Source organism: Paraphotobacterium marinum (assembly GCF_002216855.1).
Classification (GTDB): domain Bacteria; phylum Pseudomonadota; class Gammaproteobacteria; order Enterobacterales; family Vibrionaceae; genus Paraphotobacterium; species Paraphotobacterium marinum.
Genome location: NZ_CP022356.1, coordinates 294,840 through 312,834, shown reverse-complemented (window position 1 = coordinate 312,834; position 17,995 = coordinate 294,840). Strand labels below are relative to the sequence as shown.

Genomic DNA, 17,995 nt, shown 5'->3' with positions numbered 1-17,995 from the left:
AAAAATACATATGATAATTGATAATGTAACAAAGACTGTTTCTGAAACAATAAAAAACTCGATAGAAGAAAATGATCAGGTATCAATTATGTCTGGATTTTTTTCAATTTATGCTTTTGAACATTTGAAAGATGAATTTAAAAAATTAGATTCTGTAAGGTTATTATTTTCAAAAGCTATTGTTTTTAGTTTACCAAATCACTGCGAAAACTTACCATTTGGAATGTTAAATGGGTCAATATTTGAAAATAAATTTAGAAACAAATTAAATCAAAAGTCTATTGCTAATGATTTTGCAGACTGGATAAAACACAAAACATCTATAAAACTAGCTACACAACCCGGAATTATCAATCAGCACATTATTCACATAAAATCATCATATCAGCCTGAGTCTATTTCAATAGATGGTGCTCAATTTAATGGTCAAGGGCTAGGTTTAACCGAATCAGACACATTCGATTTAATAAGCATATCAAAAGATGAAAAAGCGCATGATTTACTAAATTTTTTTAATAGAGTGTGGAATAGTAAAAACAAAGTTATTGAAGCAAAAAATGAACTGTTATATGAAATTAATCAGTTAACCATGAATAGAACTCCTTACTTTATTTACTTGTTTATATTATACAATCTTTTTAAAGATCATTCAGAAAGTATCATAGAAGAAAATATTATCAAAGTTAAAACTGGCTTTAAAAACACTATAGTATGGAATAAATTATATCATTTTCAAAAGGATGGAGTAATTGGAGCGATAGATAAACTTGAAAAATACAATGGATGTATCATTGCTGATAGTGTTGGTTTAGGAAAAACCTTTGAAGCTTTAGCTGTTATAAAATATTTCGAACTTAGAAATGATAAAGTACTTGTATTGTGTCCAAAGAAACTACGTGATAATTGGCTTATATATACTCAGAATGATAAACGTAATTTGTTAGTAAATGATCGCTTCAACTACGATGTCTTAAATCATACTGATATGAGTAGGAGTAGTGGATTTTCAGGTAATTTAAATTTAGAAACAATTAATTGGGGCAATTATGATCTCATTGTAATAGATGAGTCCCATAATTTTCGTAATAATAACCCTAAGCCAGATAAACGAAATCGTTATCAACGTCTATTAGAAGATATTATTCAGTCTGGTGTTAAAACGAAAGTTCTCATGCTTTCTGCAACACCTGTCAACAACCGATTGAATGATATAAAGAACCAAATTGCATTCATTACTGAAGCGAATGATCAGGCGTTGATAAATGATGGAATAAACAGTATTGAGCAAACTTTAAGACAAGCTCAATTGAGATTTTCACGATGGTCAGAACAAGATCCAAATATTCGTACCTCAAAATCTCTGTTAGAATCAATGAATTTTGATTATTTTAAACTTCTTGATATTTATACCATTGCACGATCAAGAAAACATATAGAAAAATATTATGGTACGGAGGATATCGGAAATTTCCCAACTAGACTACTCCCCATAAATCTCAAACCATCAATAGACATTAAAAATAAATTTCCGTCTTTAGAAGAAGTTAATAAAACTATAAGAAGACTTACTCTAGCATTCTATTCTCCTATGAAATACATCAGAATGGATAAAAAAGATGAATATGCAAGAAGATATGATCGAAAAGTCAAGGGAGGAAAAAGTATCTTCAAACAAATTGATCGTGAAGAAAGTTTGATTAATCTCATACGTATAAATTTACTTAAGCGAATGGAAAGCTCTATCCATTCATTTACTATCACAACAGAAAAATTACTTGTTCACGTTGAAAATTTGTTATCTAAAATAAAAGAATATCAATATAAAAAAGAGTCAATTTCAACTAATAGTTCAATAGAAGAGTTTGCTATTCCTTCTATTGAAGATATTCAGGATTTTGAATTTGAAGCACCAGAAATTTCACCTTTCTTAATTGGTAATAAGACTAAAGTAAAGATTGAAGATATAGATATCATTAGAATTGTTCAAGATCTACAATCTGATAAATTATTTTTGTCAGAGATTGTAAACAGTGCCAAAAATATTGATACTGAACGGGATGCGAAGCTGGATTTGCTTAAGCAAACATATCTAAAAAAATATAATAATCCATTTAACAACAATAATAAGAAAGTCATCATATTCACAGCCTTTGCTGATACAGCCGATTATCTATACAACAATTTATCCGAGTGGGCTTTAACAGAATTAGGAATTTATGCTGCAATTGTGACAGGACAAAGAACAGACTCAACGCTCTTGGACACAAATAGAAATAAAGTACAGACAGATTTAAATACTTTACTAACTCATTTTTCCCCATACTCCAAAGAAAGAGAAAAAATTTACCCAGACTTTAAAAAAGAGATAGATATACTCATTGCTACTGACTGCATTTCAGAAGGTCAAAACCTGCAAGATTGTGATTATTTGATTAATTATGATATTCATTGGAACCCAGTTCGAATTATTCAACGCTTTGGTCGAATAGACCGGTTGGGTTCAAAAAATAATACAGTCCAGCTTGTTAATTTTTGGCCAAATATGGAGCTGGATGAGTACATTAATCTTGAAGCAAGAGTAAGTGGGCGTATGGTTTTACTCGATATTTCAGCGACGGGTGAAGAAAATATTATTGAACATTCCCCTAAAGATAATAAAGAAATGAATGATTTAGAGTATAGAAAAAAACAACTGGAGCAACTACAAAACTCAGTTGTAGATCTTGAGGATATTTCTGGGGGTATCTCAATAACGGACTTAACACTTAATGATTTTAGGATGGACCTATCTGGTGTTTTAAGTGATGATTCTAAGAATAATGTTGATCCTTTAATGAAAGCTCCTTTAGGTTTATTCTCTCCTGTTATTATCAACAAAGAATTTTTTAAATCTAATTTAAGAGAGTTTACCAGTACTAACGAAGAAATTAAGCCCGGTGTAATTTTTTTTCTTAAAGACATCCAAGGAAAGGTTCCCTCTCATGAAAATTATCCGCTTGCACCATACTACTTAATTTATATATCTGATGATGAAGAAATAATCCTTAGTTATAGTCAATCAAAGCAAATTCTTGATTTGTGTAAAAAGTTAGGAACAGAACTTAAAGATATCCAATATTCAAAACAAGCATACCATGAGTTTGATAGACAAACCAATAAAGGTAAATGTATGACTCATTATCAAAATCTACTAAGTAAAGCCATTGATGAAGTTTGGGGGAAAAGCACTGAAATAGGTACTTCAAGTCTTTTTAAGCGTGGTGGTACATCTATAAAATCTTCTCTTTCTCATAAAGTAAATGATTTCGAAGTTGTTTGTTATATTGTGATATTAAAGGAGAGCCATGATGGATGATATTCTTGATTTTGAAAATATATTAAAAAATAAAAGCCATTTATTTGATGTCATCTATACACACTTAGATTTGCCAAAATCAACATATCTGGGAACTCAAATCACTAAAAAGACGATCATTGAGCAAAATAATTTGTCATCAAGTGATAAGACTTTGCTACAAAAATTTGTTCAATTCGTTACATGGCTTAATACGATTAAACCAGAAACAGTAAACATCCCTAGTTATATAACTTGCACAGTTGAATACATTGAAGTAGCGGTACTCAAAGTTACTTTAAAAAATCAAAGTTCAAATACAGGTCGATTAAAGCTTTCTTTACTCAACAAAGTAGCTAAGCTATTTCACACCCTAATTCCTTATCCCATTATATTACTGATTGAATATGACGATAAGTTAGCAATTAGTTTAGCAGATAAGCGTATCAATCAGGCTGATGGCTCAAAACTTATTGTAGATAATGACTACACTAGTCAATGGCTTTCAGTAACAGATTTAAAGCAAAATGAAATGGAATTCTTGAATGATTTTACCTTTTCAAACGTATCAAAAGAAAATTCTTACGAACTATATCAAGACTTAATTTCTATGATACTTGAATTAGAAAAAAGTTATTATACCGGCTCTTACTTAATCCGAAACCGTATGAGAAATAATCATTCAGATAATACAGAAAAATATTTAAAAGATAGATCAAGAACCAAACCTGAAAAAATACCTTTTAATCATCTGTCCAACAAAGAAAAATATATTTTAATTACTAAGTTATCTCTACTTCAATCTAAATTAACGAAGGTAAGAAAAAAATTAAAAAAAGAAAAACAAATGAACGAAAAAATGCTCCTAAATTTGAAAGCTAAAAAAGTTAAAGAGGAAATTGCAGCAATAAGTTCGCAACTGGAATAAAGAATATAAGTAATTACATAAAAAAATTAAAACTAAGTTTATAAGGAAAATAATGCTATGCTGAAAATGGAAAAAATTACGATAGATAGTCCTGAATCTAAAAGTATCAATATTACGAACAAAAACATCGAGCAACTAAAACAGCTTTTTCCAGAAGTCATATCAGAAGGTAGAATAAATTTTGATACACTAAAAAAATTATTAGGTGATGAAGTTGATGAGTCTGATGAACGTTATAATTTTACTTGGAATGGTAAAAATAAGGCACTAAAAATAGCTCAAACCCCATCTTTAGGAACACTTCGCCCATGTAAAGAAGAGAGTATAAATTGGAATACTACTGAGAACTTATTCATAGAGGGTGATAATCTTGAAGTTTTAAAACTACTACAAAAGTCATATCATAAAAAAATAAAAATGATATATATTGATCCACCTTATAATACTGGTAAAGATTTTGTCTATAAGGATAATTTTCATGACAATATTAATAATTATCTTAATGTCTCTGGTCAAGTTGATTCTGAAGGATATAAGTTAAGCTCAAATACTGAAAAATCAGGTCGTTATCATTCTGATTGGCTCAATATGATTTACCCCAGATTGAAATTATCAAGAAACCTTTTGAGAGACGATGGTATAATTTTTATTTCCATAGATGATAATGAAGTTGCAAACTTACTTAAAGTTTGTAATGAGATATTTGGTGAAGATAATTTCATATCGAATATAGTTCACAAATCCAGAGCGTCTATTTCAAATGACAAAATTATATCATCAAATCATAACCATATATTACTGTATGCAAAAAATAAGAGTGTAATTCATGAATACAGAAAACAATTTGGTTTGGAAGCAAATTTAGACGATTTTAAACTAAAAGATAATAAAGGATATTATAAATATGCTCCAGTAGACGGCCCTGGTGGAGAAGCAAAAGGTAATCCCTACTACGAATTCATGGGGGTTGAGGGATACTTTAGATTTTCTAAAGAAAAAATGTCAAAGTTATATCAAGAAGGTAAAGTTATTAAGGTCGGTAATGGGTTACAACAAAAGCTTTACAAAAAAGATTTTCAGTTCAGTAGGAAAACAGTTACAACTTGGTGGGATGAAAAATTATATACATCTTCAGCTACCCAACAATTAAAAAAAATGCTTGGTGGTGATTATTTTGATAGCCCCAAACATATAGCTCTCATTCAAAAAATGATTGAACTTTGGGCAAGAAATGATGGAGATATAATTTTAGATTTTTTTGCAGGTTCAGGTACAACTGGACAGTCTGTATTAGAATATAAAAAAAATATAAAATTTATTTTAGTACAGCTCCCCGAACCAATAAAAACATTCAATTATAAAAGAAACTCCTTAAAAGTCGACAAAGATCAAGATAAAGAGGAATTTAAAGTTATTTCTGATATTACTAAGAAACGACTTTTCTTAACTGCAAAAAGTTTAAAAAATTCTAATAATGGTTTTAAGGTATTTAAACTTGATAAAACAAATATTCTTCCTTGGGATGCCGATTTTGAAAACCTAGAATATATTATTAAGCAATCAACACAGTCAATAATGGATGATAGAACAAGCGAAGATGTTCTCTATGAAATCTTATTGAAATATGGTTATGAATTGACAGCATCAGTAGATAAAAAAGTAATTAACGAAAATACAATATTTGTTGTTGCAGAAGGCTCATTATTTGTTTGTCTAGACGATCAAATTTCTCTAGAAACCGTAGAAATAATCGTTAGACTAAAAGAGGAATATGACCCCGAAATGACACAAGTTGTTTTCAAAGATGAAGGCTTTACTAGCGACATAGTTAAAACAAATGCAATCCAAATTTTAAAACAAGCAGACATTGATGATGTCAAAAGTATATAGAGGTCACTTATGTCAAAAATGAAAATACATTTCAATCCTAATTTAAATCATCAAAAAGATGCTGTAAACTCTGTTATAGGTATATTTAAGGGACAAGGAACTTACCAGTCAAATTTTTCTGTAACCAAAACTTCTCAGTTAGACTTGTTTAAGAAAAATGATGGAGTTGGTGTAGGTAATGAAATTAAACTCCTTAATGAAGAGTTATATGAAAACACGCGTAAAATACAATTGATAAATGGCTTACCTCAAACAAAAAACCAAGGTGGTAAGCTATCCAGTCGAGACTTTACTATCGAAATGGAAACTGGAACTGGAAAAACGTACGTTTATTTACGAAGTGTTTTTGAATTAAATAAACACTATGGATTTACTAAGTTTATAGTTGTCGTACCGTCAATTGCCATCAAAGAAGGTGTTTATAAGACACTCCAAATAACAGAAGAACACTTTAAGAATGAATACAAAAACGTTCAATATGATTATTTTGTTTATGATTCATCAAAACGGGAAGAAGTAAGAAATTTTGCAACCAATGATTATATTCAAATAATGGTCATAAATATTGATGCCTTTAGTAAATCATTTTCAGACCCAAAGAAAGAAAATAAAGCCAATCTAATCCATAGAAGTGATGACCGTCTAAATGGCATGAAGCCGATTGAATTTATTCAACAAACGAATCCAATTATACTTATTGATGAACCACAATCTGTATCCTCAACACAAAATCGCAGAAAAGCAATTGAAAGTCTTAATCCTTTATGCACTTTTAGCTATTCAGCAACCTTGCCTAAAAATCATAATTTACTATATAAACTTGATTCCATTGACGCCTATGAACAAAAACTTGTAAAACAAATTGAAGTAGCATCAATAAACGTTAAAGACAATTATAATCAAGCATATATAAAATTACTTAGTGTAAACAATAAAAAATCACCGATCACTGCAAGAATTGAAATTGACGCACAAACGAAAACAGGTAAATTACAACCAAATACAACACTTAACGTTAAAAGTGGTTCGGATTTGTTTGAACTATCTGGTGGTAGAAGTGTTTATGAAGGATACATAATAAATGAAATTTACTGTGAAGAAGATAATGAATATATTGATTTTACCAGTAGAGATGAAGAAATTGAGTTGGGCCAATCTATTGGGAAGGTTGATGATGATATTTATAAACGACTTCAAATATCTAAAACCATCGAAGAGCATTTTGAAAAGGAACTTAAGTTCTATAAATTAATTACTACCAATTTAAATAAAGTCGACCACCCTAAAGTTTTGAAGAAAAAAGGGATTAAGGTTCTGAGTCTTTTCTTTATAGATAAAGTCGCTAATTACAGATCATACTCAAAATGTGGAAAACCCGTAAAAGGAAAGTATGCTCTTTGGTTTGAAGAAGAATTCATTAAATTAGCCAGTAAAAGAAGATATCAAGATATTTTTCCTGATCTTTGGTATGAAAACAGAGAAGGTAAACTCATCATAGATAAACTTGCGATAGAAGAATTAGTAAGTAAAGTACACAATGGTTATTTTGCTCAAGATAAAAAAAAGGATACGTCTGGAAATCCTCAGTTTGTTGATTCTAAATTAACAAAAGGAGAAGGAGGTAAAACTTCTGCTGATGAATCTGCATATAATCTAATTATGAAAGACAAAGAAAAACTTTTGTCAATGGAAATAAATCTACGTTTTGTTTTTTCTCATTCTGCATTAAAAGAAGGGTGGGATAACCCTAATGTATTTCAAATATGTACGCTAAATGAAACCAGATCCATCATAAAAAAAAGACAGGAGATTGGACGCGGTTTAAGACTTGCAGTTGATCAATCTGGTAATAGAGCTCCATATGGTTTTGAAGTAAATACATTAACAGTTATGGTAAATGAGTCATATGAGGAATTTGTAAGCAAACTACAGGAAGAAATAGAGAATGAAGAGGGCATAAAATTTGGAAAAATAGAAAAACATCAATTCGCAAATATTATTATTAATGATGGTGAACCAAAACTATATTTAGGAGCAGAAAATTCAGAAGAAATATACAACCATTTAGTTAAAGTTGGTTACATTAATGAAAAAGGAAAAGCACAAGAATTACTAAAAAGTCATTTGTCTAAAAATATAGTCCTGCTTCCTAAAGACATGAAAAAATATTCAAAAAATATTTTGCCAATACTAGAAAGAGTTTCAAAGAAATTAAATATAAAAAACCATGAGGAAAGACAAACTGCAAAACTGCGACAAGTAAATGGGAAGCAAGTTTTATTAGGAGAAGATTTTAAATTACTCTGGAATAAAATAAAATATAAAACAACATACCGGGTAAATTTTGATGTCGATAAACTAGTAAAAGAATGTATAAAAAAAATTACTCATGAAGTTCATGTTTCTCGTGCAAAATTTGAATATAAAAAAGCAAAAGTTGCTATTACGGAAGCTGAACTTGCAATTTATGACGAAGAATCAAAAATTGAGTATCACAATCAATTTAATTTCAAATTACCTGACATAGTAACTTATTTAGTATCATATACAAACCTAACCAGAAAAACAATCGTAAATATTTTAATTGGTATAGGTGATAAAATAGAATCTTTTAAAAATAACCCACAAATATTTATTGAGTTAGCTAGTAAAGTTATAAAAAATCAAATGAAAATGTCAATTGTTGATGGAATTTCATACCATAAAGTTGGTAATAATAGCTTTTATGCACAAGAATTATTTGATGAAGTAGAAGTGACAGGGTATTTAAAAAATATGGTCAAAGCTAACAAATCAATTTATGACTATGTGTTATGTGATTCAATGACTGAAGAAAATTTTGCCAATGATCTAGAAAAATCACTGAATGTGAAACTGTATGCCAAATTACCATGCTGGTTTAAAATAAATACACCTTTAGGTAGTTATAATCCTGATTGGGCTATTATCATTGATAAAAATGATGGTTATGGGGAGCATCTTTACTTTGTTGTTGAAACTAAGTCAAGTATGTTTTCAGAAGATTTGCGCGCTACGGAACAAGCAAAAATTAACTGTGGTATCGAGCACTTCAAAGCTTTGTCAGAAAAAAATAAGTTTAAAAATGATAATGATAATAAAGATATAGAGCTCATTAAGGCTGATACATTCGAAACATTAACAAAACATTTTTAAGTCACTTCGAGCCATTAAATTAAATAGAGATAATTGCGATCAGGTTATTATTTTTAATGGCCCTAAATAATAGACTTTGCGATCAGGTTATTAAAAGTAAAAACCCAATAGAAACCGCCTTTTATCATTCAGCTTACGTTCAGCATCACAGTCATAACTTATTGAATTACATATGTTTATATTTTTTATTTATGAATTGATTTTACAAATAATCAATATTTACATATGTAATCTTTAGAAAAAATCAAAGTATTATAAGGAAATGACGATGAAATCTAACGTAGTAAAATTAGGCGCAGTAATAGCTTCGCTTTTATCAACCACTGCATTTGCAGTCCCTAAATCTTTTTGTTCTGATCATACTTGTAAAAACACAATGGATATTATTGATCAAAGCTACTGGAATAAAGTAACGAATGGAAATCCACCCAATAACGAACAGGAACAATATAAACCAGATGCACCCTATGTCAATTTTAATGACTCTGATCATATCATAACCTTAACAGCTAAAAGAGATGGCGTTGGTTCACATCCATATACATCTGGTCGAATTAATACATATGGTCATATTGGAACAAAACAATTTGGTGATCATGGTGTGGTTGAAGCTGAAATTGCATTACCTACAACGGAAGGTGCTTGGCCAGCTTTCTGGATGATGCCTGATAATACATGTGGTGCTTGGCCTACTTGTGGTGAAAATGACATTATGGAGTGGTCAGGGGTTAGAAATAATAATAGGGCTTATTTATCAACAGAGCACGGCTCATCAACTCCAGGGGCAGATGGAACAGGGAAAGGCTCTGGAAATCTAGTTCCAACCAATCTACCTCAAGGCGAAGATCTTTCAAGTCCGCACTATTATGCAATGGAGTGGGATTTAACAAATAATGATACAAAGGGAACTTTAAAATTTTATTTTGATGACGTATTATTTTATACCTATACCTTACAAGAAAATGGTCAAGCGACAGAAAGAGATCAAGCGATTACCAGAGGATTTACAACTGGTCAGGGTTTTCATCCAATTCTTAATTTAGCCATTGGTGGTAACTTAGGTGGTAGTACTGCAAATACACCCGATCAATTATCTATGAACATTACCAAAGTAAATATGTCATCATTAGCCGCAACTCCATCATCTTGCCCAAGACCAGATGTAACAGTTGATAGGGCATCTAATGGTGAAGTAACCCTTAACTGGAAGCCTGTAACGAAAGCAAATTCGTATAGTGTCGAAGATTTTAGTGGTGGTCCAATGGAGACAGACATACAATCAACGACATTTACAGATACAACTACAGCGGGCAATCATGGTGTTCTAAAATATTTTGTGGTTTCAAATTGTAATAATCAGGATACAGGAACAACTGAAGTAGATATTCCTGCACAAGAGACAAAATTAAAATTTTAATCATTAATAAAACTCCATTAATGAAAGAGCTTAATCGGATGGTTAAGCTTTTTTTATTTGGCAAAGCAGAATGACAGTAGATTTTGCAATTATAATTAGATTCATCATAAGTATACATATAATTAAAATTAATACTTTAACTTTAATTGCTATGAAAATTTTTAGCATCACGCTAAAACTTCAACAAGCTGAGACACAAAAAGAATTAAGTGATATCATTTCAAATAGAGTTAATTCTACAGAGAAAATTATGCAATCTAATATGTATTCAACCTTTGCGAATGATTATGATCAAGCTATACAAAATAATATCTATAATGCGCACTTTGAACGCCCATCTCTTCAAGCAATGCTTCCAGCTTTAGAAAAGCTTCAAATACTAGATCTTGGGTGTGGATCTGGAGTTTATGCTGAATACCTTCTTGCAAATGGCGCGAGTCAAGTAACTTGTATTGACTACTCTGAAGAAATGGTTCAAATTGTCAAAAAGAAAGCAGAATTAGCCGGTCTTACTAATAAAGTAATTACCTATTCACAAGACTTATTATTAGGTCTTCCAAACGAGAAAAATGAAAGTGCCGATTTAGTAATTTCACCACTAATGATTCATTATCTTGAAGATCTTAATCTTCTATTTCAAGATATATATCGTGTACTTAAGCACAAAGGTATGTTTTTATTTTCCACACACCACCCATTTGCCGATTTTAAATATACGAAAACAGGTAATTATTTCGAACGTGAACTAGTAGAGCAGGAGTGGAAGACTTTTGGTAAACCAATTCCAGTTAAGTTTTATCGCCGATCATTGACAGATATTACCGAAGTTTTAACAAAAAGTGGTTTTTCTATATTACGAATAACCGAAGGGAAAGTTAGTGAAAAAGCTAAAGAGATTGATGCTGATACGTATAAATATTTGTCTGAGAATCCCAACTTCATCTTTATCAAATGTCTTAAAGTTTGATTTAAATTAGCTCCCATTCATGGATACCCATAATTAAGAGCTTATTATAAGAAATCCTGTCACAGAATTAGAGAACACCCTGAAATCAAGGTGATTATTAAACATAAAAAAAGTATTTTTTTTATAAGCATAAAATTCCTTTAGTTTTTTAAAATGAATAATGTTGGGGATTAATTACTTTCAAATATCTGGACACTTTATCTGATTTAATTTAAAAATAATAATATTTTCGTTTATTAAAAATCGAAAATTAAGCGAATATTCAGAATGAATAAAATAATACGTAAAGACAAAGATTAGACGCATGCAATTTCAGTTATGAAACTTCGTAAGTGGAAATTGTTGGAAGGATTACCAATTTAAATTTCTACAGAAGATACAAAATGGCAGTAAATTATTCTATGTAAATCTAGCCAATAAAAGCGAGTTTTAATGTGATTATGGTGAATTACAGGCGGGTTCAAAAACAAGTCCAAATATTGGTGTACATTACCTATTTTATGTTAAATAGCGAATTATGTTAAAAACACAGGGAAGAGTAGCCATTACAATATATTATTTAACATAACATAGATTATGCGAACCTTTATTTGTTTTATCTTAAGACCAATCAATACTATAATCTTTTTAATCTTTTTAATCTTTTTAATCTTTTTAATCTTTTTAATCTTTTTAATCTTTTTAATCTTTTTAATCTTTTTAATCTTTTTAATCTTTTTAATCTTTTTAATCTTTTTAATCTTTTTAGATAAATACATTTAATAATTTATATGATTATTTTTTTATTTTAAAATCAATAATAATTTAAAAGTTTCTTTTAAATTTAATATGATTGATATTTATTGAGTTAAATACAACTTGTTTATTCCTTTTAAAAATTAACATTTTTAAATTAATTTAAATCTTAATTTATTGAATTAACTACCTTAAACATTTAACTTTATTTATATTCACCTTTGCGAGCACTCATTTAAACCACTAACGATTCAACAAAAATAAATCATTTAAAGGCTTAAATTTTAAGATTTATTTTTATCGATCTGGATCTTTATTTACACGCAAAAAAAAGATTTTTTGTGACTTGTATTTTAAAAAAATTCTTTATTAATTATCTTAGTTAATTTTATGTCGTTAACTAAAATTGCTTAATAAAATAACATAGGGATTTTGAAATGATATCGTTAACTAGTTTATTAAACCATTTAAAACGAATAGCTTTAGTGTGCTCTGTTTTATCATTAACAGGTTGTGCCGCTCTCACAACTGCAATTAAACATAGGAACTTGAATGTTGAATCTGAAATGAGCAGTACCATATGGCTTGATCCGGTTACAAGTCAACAAAAAACAGTATATATCCAGGCTAAAAACACCACAGGAAAAGACATAAATATTCAAAGCAAATTAACCAAAGCCTTACAACAAAAAGGATATCAAGTAATAACTAATAATCCAAGTTCAGCTCAATACTGGCTTCAAATTAATACTTTAAAATTTGATAAAATGGATCCTAATTCAGCCAAGGGGCTTTTATCCAAAGGTTATGGTGATGCTTTAGTTACAGGAGGAACAATTGCAGGTATTGCCGCAGTTTCAGGTTCTACTGGCAGAGGTATAGGTGCTGCTGCTTTAGCTGGTGGTTTGGCTTCAACTATTGCAAACTCATTAGTATCAAACGTGAACTATTCTTTAATTACAGATGTCAGGGTTGTTGAAAAAACAAAAAATAAAGTCAAAAATCGAGAAAAATCATCACTACAGAATGGTTCTGGTGATACCCTAACATCAATCTCAGAAACTGAATCTAATTTAAAGAGATATCAAACTAGAATATTGACCAATGCTAACAGAGTTAATCTAACTATTGAACGTGCTAAGGAGCCAATTGAGGACGATTTAGTAAAAACAGTTTCTGGAATTTTTTAACCCTTACCATCCTGAAAGCTAATAATCTGCTGATTATTAGCTTTTCTAATATGTATAATCTAGAAATATATTTACCGCCCTATTCATCATTGGATTTTAAAAAATAATCTAATTGAACGAGAGATACAAATCATCCAAAGTTCTATTAATGATTTCAGTTAATTCCTGCAAGTCAAAATCAGGACAATATCTAGGATACTCTCTGTCTAATCCATATGAATACTTATCAAGCAATTGATAATTATATTCGTCCATAACAACAATATCTAAATCTTTTTCCAGATATTTTTTTTCTAAATGTACTCCAACTCCACCATCATAGAAGGAATTATCAGGCAAAATAATTACAACATGATAACATTCTCTGGGTTAATTTTGCATGACAAACGCAATCTTAACTCTGTTTTTAAATCTTGCGTTCCATGCTTTATAAAATTCATTTACAAAAGGTCCGCAAGGGCCAGAATTAATTGCTGGCGCATCAGATTTTTCTTCGGCATGACTTACATATCCAAACCGCTCATTAATTTTGGCAGACAAAATCCCGAGATTTTCTAAGGTTTTCTCATTGACTTTAATTTGTTTTTTTCAAGTAAACACATTCAAATCGATCTCTGTTGAATTTGCTTTCAGTTTTAATACATTGAAAAAATAGTTTTTCATAAAAGTCTTTAGCCTCGATATCTGTAGAAGCTGATAGTTTGTGGCAACCTTGAAAAGCTAGGATATAATGCAAAAGATTTGATGAAATTTTTCTATTTTGAAAATCTTTCGCCACACTAAGATGTCGTATAACTAAATGACTAGCATTAACAGTATATCCCACGCAACCAACTAATTGAGTAGATATGAAAGCTCCTATTAGCTCACCATCTTTTTCATAAGATGCTAACACCGTGTTAATTTTATCTGCTGTTGGATTACCTATGCTAGTTGCAATTATTTCTTTAAGCTGAGGGTAATTTGGATCTATTTTCTTAAAAATAGTAGTGACATTCATAAACTTATATTCATTACTGTTACTAAATATCCTTTAAAATCATCTCCGCTAATTATATCACACCTCAATTTTTTAACATCTATCAATCAGATTTTAAAAAGTTCAATGCATCATATATCAGCAATTATAATAATTTTTTATAAAACAACGTAAGTTATAATGCATTATAGCTGTAAAATATTAGTTAAAAACTACTGTATCAACTAATATATCACTATTACTGATTAACAATCTTTGAATGATTAAATAGAGATAAATATCTAAAGGCATACCCTAATCTAAGTCCACAAAACAAACCAATTAATGGTAAACACAACCCTAACAATAAAATAGAACTGAATAAATATGGTAAATTATGTGCCAATATAAATACCATAAAATATAGTATTGTGGTTAAAATAAGGTAGATAAATAATATTTTGGATCCCGAAACATAAAATTTTGTATATGATTTAATACATATAAAATTTTCATACATATATCTTTTGCCAACTAAAAACCCTATACCAGCAAATAAAATTGTTGTTAGATCTACAATGAAATTATCTTTTAATGCAACAACCAAAAATATTATTTTAATAAATAAAAATAATATCATTATTGTAATAAATATAATTTTATACAAAGATATGACCTTATTATTTAAATAAGTTATTGAATCAATAATAACCCATAACCAAAATAAGATTGAAATTAAGAGTAATAAACTCATGTAAATGCCTCAAATACATTTTATCAATAAGAAAAACTTATTGTAATATATTAAATTTAAGTTCGTAAAATAAGGACTTTTATCCCATATTTTTACTCAAATTTAAATAAGGTAAAGTACTAGTTTTAATTTTGTATAATTGATCTCACCCAAGGAATAACAACTTGATCATTTTTCATATCTTCGTGGAGAATATAATCAAATTTTAAATCCTTATTTACTAGACTTTTCGGTGATGTGATTAGACTGCTCGCCAACCCTAATTTTGCATACTTGGATATTTTAAATACAACTGGATTTGTAATTAAACCCATATTAGATCTTGGTGGTTCTCCTAATAAATGAACATTAGGTAACGTTCCCCATACTCTAGCTAACAAATAACACATACTTGCGCATTCTTTATCTATAAGGATATAAATATTTCCTTTGACAGGATTATCTACCATATTAATTTGAGGTTTATATGGATAGTAAGGCCATACAGAGTATTTAAAAAATTTTTTATTATGAATAATTGCATTATTAGCTTTCCTACCAATATAAGAACTATCATCTAAATATTTTTCTATAACAGGAGGTGAAATCGTTGTTATATATGAACGTTTCTGATTCCAATAAAAACTTTTTCCACGTGATAATAAATATTCTCTGCCGTATAAGCTAACGACCAATCCTCTCGCATCATGTCCTGATCCTCCTCTATTACCTCGTAAATCAATAACGATATTTTTATTGTTACGCAACTTGGGCATAATCAAATCTAACTCTTTAAATTTTTTTTTCAATTTTTTTTCTTTTGATTTCGAGCTTCTTTGAAAGGTAGGGATCTTTATCCAAGTGATATTATCGCTTAATTCTCTAATAGTAGGATCATAGTTTTTCTTATGATGAGAACGATAAGGTTTTCTATATATTAAGAAGATATGCTGAATATCATAACGTTTCACATATTTTTCAAGAAATTCAAAATAGCTGACTTTATCCACCACCATATTAATATCATTTTTACTGATACTAATTCCATTTTTAAGCCAACTTTGATATGGAGCTTGTAATTTCGAATATTTGTAGGGATCGTATTTTTTTATAGTAGAGTGTATTCGCTCCATATCCGTTAAGGCTTGCTGTTTCCAGTAGCCCGGAAAAGCAAATAAATTAACAGAAAAAAATAAAATAAAAACCAAAATAAAATTTCTAATATGAGATACAGGAGTGTCAAAGTATGAGGACATAATTTAATTTTTAAAATTTGTACATAATTTTGATTATAGTCCAATTTTCTCTATCAAAATTACCAATTTTTAAAGAAACATCATCGCCCTCTTCTTTACCTAATAAAGCTCTTGCCATTGGTGCATCTATGGATACTTTTAGTTCATCTCTATCAAAAATTTCATCATAACCCACAATTTGAAAGCTTTTTAGTAATCCTGATGAGTTTTCAACATCAACAAATGCACCAAAAAATACTTTCCCATCTTGTTGTTTAGATGGTTTAATTATTTTCAATTGTGGAATCCTTTTTGATAAATAACGAATTCTTCTATCCAAAAATCTTAATTTTCTTTTATTTTCAATATAATCTGAATTTTCAGAACGATCACCTAAACTAGCCGCCCAACTAACTTTTTCAACGGTTTTAGGGCGCTCTTTATTAAGTAAATTTGATAGTTCATCTTGTAATTGTTTATAACCTTCTGGAGTAATTAAAGGAGTTCTCATTTATTTTCTCATTAACTTGTAAATATTTAAATCAATAAATTTATCTTGATGAATTTCCGCATTCTTTTGCATATGCTCAAAGTGGAAGCCACAATTTTTTGCTATTTTATTACTTGCAATATTCAATGGCTGTGCCCTGATTATTAAACTTTTCGAAAATTTTAGATTTGAAGTTGAAATAAAATTTTTAACAATAAGAGTCATTAAACCTTTATTACAATAATCATGGCTTAACCAATAACCAAGATTAAATACTTCTTCACCTTCATCATTTAAAGATATAAGTCCAATAATTTTATCTTTAACAACAATCTTTCTTACTATCGATAATGTAGTCTTTTCTTTATTAAGTGTCATTTCAATAAAGTTGAGGGTATCTGAAACATGTTTTGTATTATCGACCCAATTTAACCACTTTCTTAGGTGATTTTTATTTTGAAAGATTAAGTTAAACAATTCAGTAGCATCATCAATATGTAATTTTTCTAATTTATAAAAATTTTCTTTTTCTATTACCATAAAAAATTAACCCTTACACAATTTAGAAGTTATACCTCATCTTTATATAGAATTTATTAGACTTCACAAAAACTTTACTTTCTGATAAGAAAGTGATTTTTTTATAAAAATCAGATTCTTCAGTCCTTTCATCACAACATATATATTGAAGGTGTTTTTTCATACCATATTGATTTAATATCCAAAGAATCATTTTTGTACCATAACCACTTCCTTGATGCTCCTTTTTAGTAACGAACTTTCTGGGCCTAATACAATTTTTTTGGTCATAAGCAGGTATTACATTAACGCGCTTCTCATCAACAAAAACATCAAAATGTTTTGCGTTGTCATCACATTGAAGGTGACAAAATTCAAGCGTTTAACTGGCCATAAAACTTCTTGTCTTAATGTTAATGCAAGTT

14 protein-coding genes are annotated in these 17,995 nt (G+C 29.3%); 7 read left to right on the top strand and 7 right to left on the bottom strand.

Annotation, left to right across the window (positions count from 1 at the left end):
* Window positions 1–10: 10 nt before the first annotated feature.
* From CF386_RS08650 to CF386_RS08615, 7 genes are all read left to right on the top strand, one after another.
* Window positions 11–3,355 (top strand): helicase-related protein, encoded by a 3,345-nt coding sequence (locus CF386_RS08650; protein WP_089074036.1) that lies wholly within the window; start codon window positions 11–13, stop codon window positions 3,353–3,355.
* Window positions 3,345–4,262 (top strand): DUF4391 domain-containing protein, encoded by a 918-nt coding sequence (locus tag CF386_RS08645; RefSeq protein WP_225971785.1) that lies wholly within the window; start codon window positions 3,345–3,347, stop codon window positions 4,260–4,262. Before CF386_RS08650 ends, CF386_RS08645 begins: the two co-directional genes overlap by 11 nt.
* A gap of 57 nt (window positions 4,263–4,319) precedes the next feature.
* Window positions 4,320–6,152, top strand: a complete 1,833-nt coding sequence (locus CF386_RS08640; RefSeq protein WP_089074034.1) for a site-specific DNA-methyltransferase — start codon at window positions 4,320–4,322, stop codon at window positions 6,150–6,152.
* Between the two features lie 9 nt (window positions 6,153–6,161).
* A complete protein-coding gene (locus CF386_RS08635; RefSeq protein ID WP_089074033.1) occupies window positions 6,162–9,326 on the top strand; it encodes a type III restriction-modification system endonuclease in 3,165 nt (1,054 codons plus the stop codon).
* Between the two features lie 268 nt (window positions 9,327–9,594).
* Window positions 9,595–10,743 carry a glycoside hydrolase family 16 protein gene (locus CF386_RS08630; protein WP_158522351.1) on the top strand — a complete coding sequence of 383 codons (1,149 nt, stop codon included), beginning with the start codon at window positions 9,595–9,597 and terminating at the stop codon, window positions 10,741–10,743.
* 250 nt (window positions 10,744–10,993) lie between these two features.
* Window positions 10,994–11,710: a class I SAM-dependent methyltransferase gene (locus CF386_RS08625; protein WP_089074781.1), complete on the top strand. Its 717-nt coding sequence runs from the start codon at window positions 10,994–10,996 to the stop codon at window positions 11,708–11,710.
* A 1,172-nt stretch (window positions 11,711–12,882) separates the two neighbouring features.
* Window positions 12,883–13,635 carry a complement resistance protein TraT gene (locus CF386_RS08615; protein WP_089074030.1) on the top strand — a complete coding sequence of 251 codons (753 nt, stop codon included), beginning with the start codon at window positions 12,883–12,885 and terminating at the stop codon, window positions 13,633–13,635.
* Window positions 13,636–13,743: 108 nt separating this feature from the next.
* Here the strand turns inward: CF386_RS08615 and CF386_RS13130 are convergent, their stop codons facing one another.
* The 7 genes from CF386_RS13130 to CF386_RS08585 all read right to left on the bottom strand — a co-directional run bounded on the left by CF386_RS13130 (window position 13,744) and on the right by CF386_RS08585 (window position 17,591).
* Window positions 13,744–13,974: a hypothetical protein gene (locus CF386_RS13130; RefSeq protein ID WP_225971784.1), complete on the bottom strand. Its 231-nt coding sequence runs from the start codon at window positions 13,972–13,974 to the stop codon at window positions 13,744–13,746.
* 30 nt (window positions 13,975–14,004) lie between these two features.
* Window positions 14,005–14,175 carry a hypothetical protein gene (locus tag CF386_RS13125; RefSeq protein ID WP_225971783.1) on the bottom strand — a complete coding sequence of 57 codons (171 nt, stop codon included), beginning with the start codon at window positions 14,173–14,175 and terminating at the stop codon, window positions 14,005–14,007.
* Window positions 14,176–14,209: 34 nt separating this feature from the next.
* A complete protein-coding gene (locus CF386_RS08605; protein ID WP_089074029.1) occupies window positions 14,210–14,635 on the bottom strand; it encodes a GNAT family N-acetyltransferase in 426 nt (141 codons plus the stop codon).
* Window positions 14,636–14,852: 217 nt separating this feature from the next.
* Window positions 14,853–15,347, bottom strand: a complete 495-nt coding sequence (locus tag CF386_RS08600) for a hypothetical protein (RefSeq protein ID WP_089074028.1) — start codon at window positions 15,345–15,347, stop codon at window positions 14,853–14,855.
* A gap of 125 nt (window positions 15,348–15,472) precedes the next feature.
* Window positions 15,473–16,582, bottom strand: a complete 1,110-nt coding sequence (locus tag CF386_RS08595; protein ID WP_089074027.1) for a S41 family peptidase — start codon at window positions 16,580–16,582, stop codon at window positions 15,473–15,475.
* Window positions 16,583–16,592: 10 nt separating this feature from the next.
* Entirely contained in the window at window positions 16,593–17,072 is a 480-nt protein-coding gene (greB, locus tag CF386_RS08590; RefSeq protein WP_089074026.1) for a transcription elongation factor GreB, read from the bottom strand.
* The gene (locus CF386_RS08585) at window positions 17,073–17,591 is read right to left on the bottom strand and encodes a GNAT family N-acetyltransferase (RefSeq protein ID WP_089074025.1); all 519 of its coding nucleotides are present in this window, start codon (window positions 17,589–17,591) and stop codon (window positions 17,073–17,075) included. It abuts the gene before it with no gap.
* Between the last annotated feature and the right edge of the window lie 404 nt (window positions 17,592–17,995).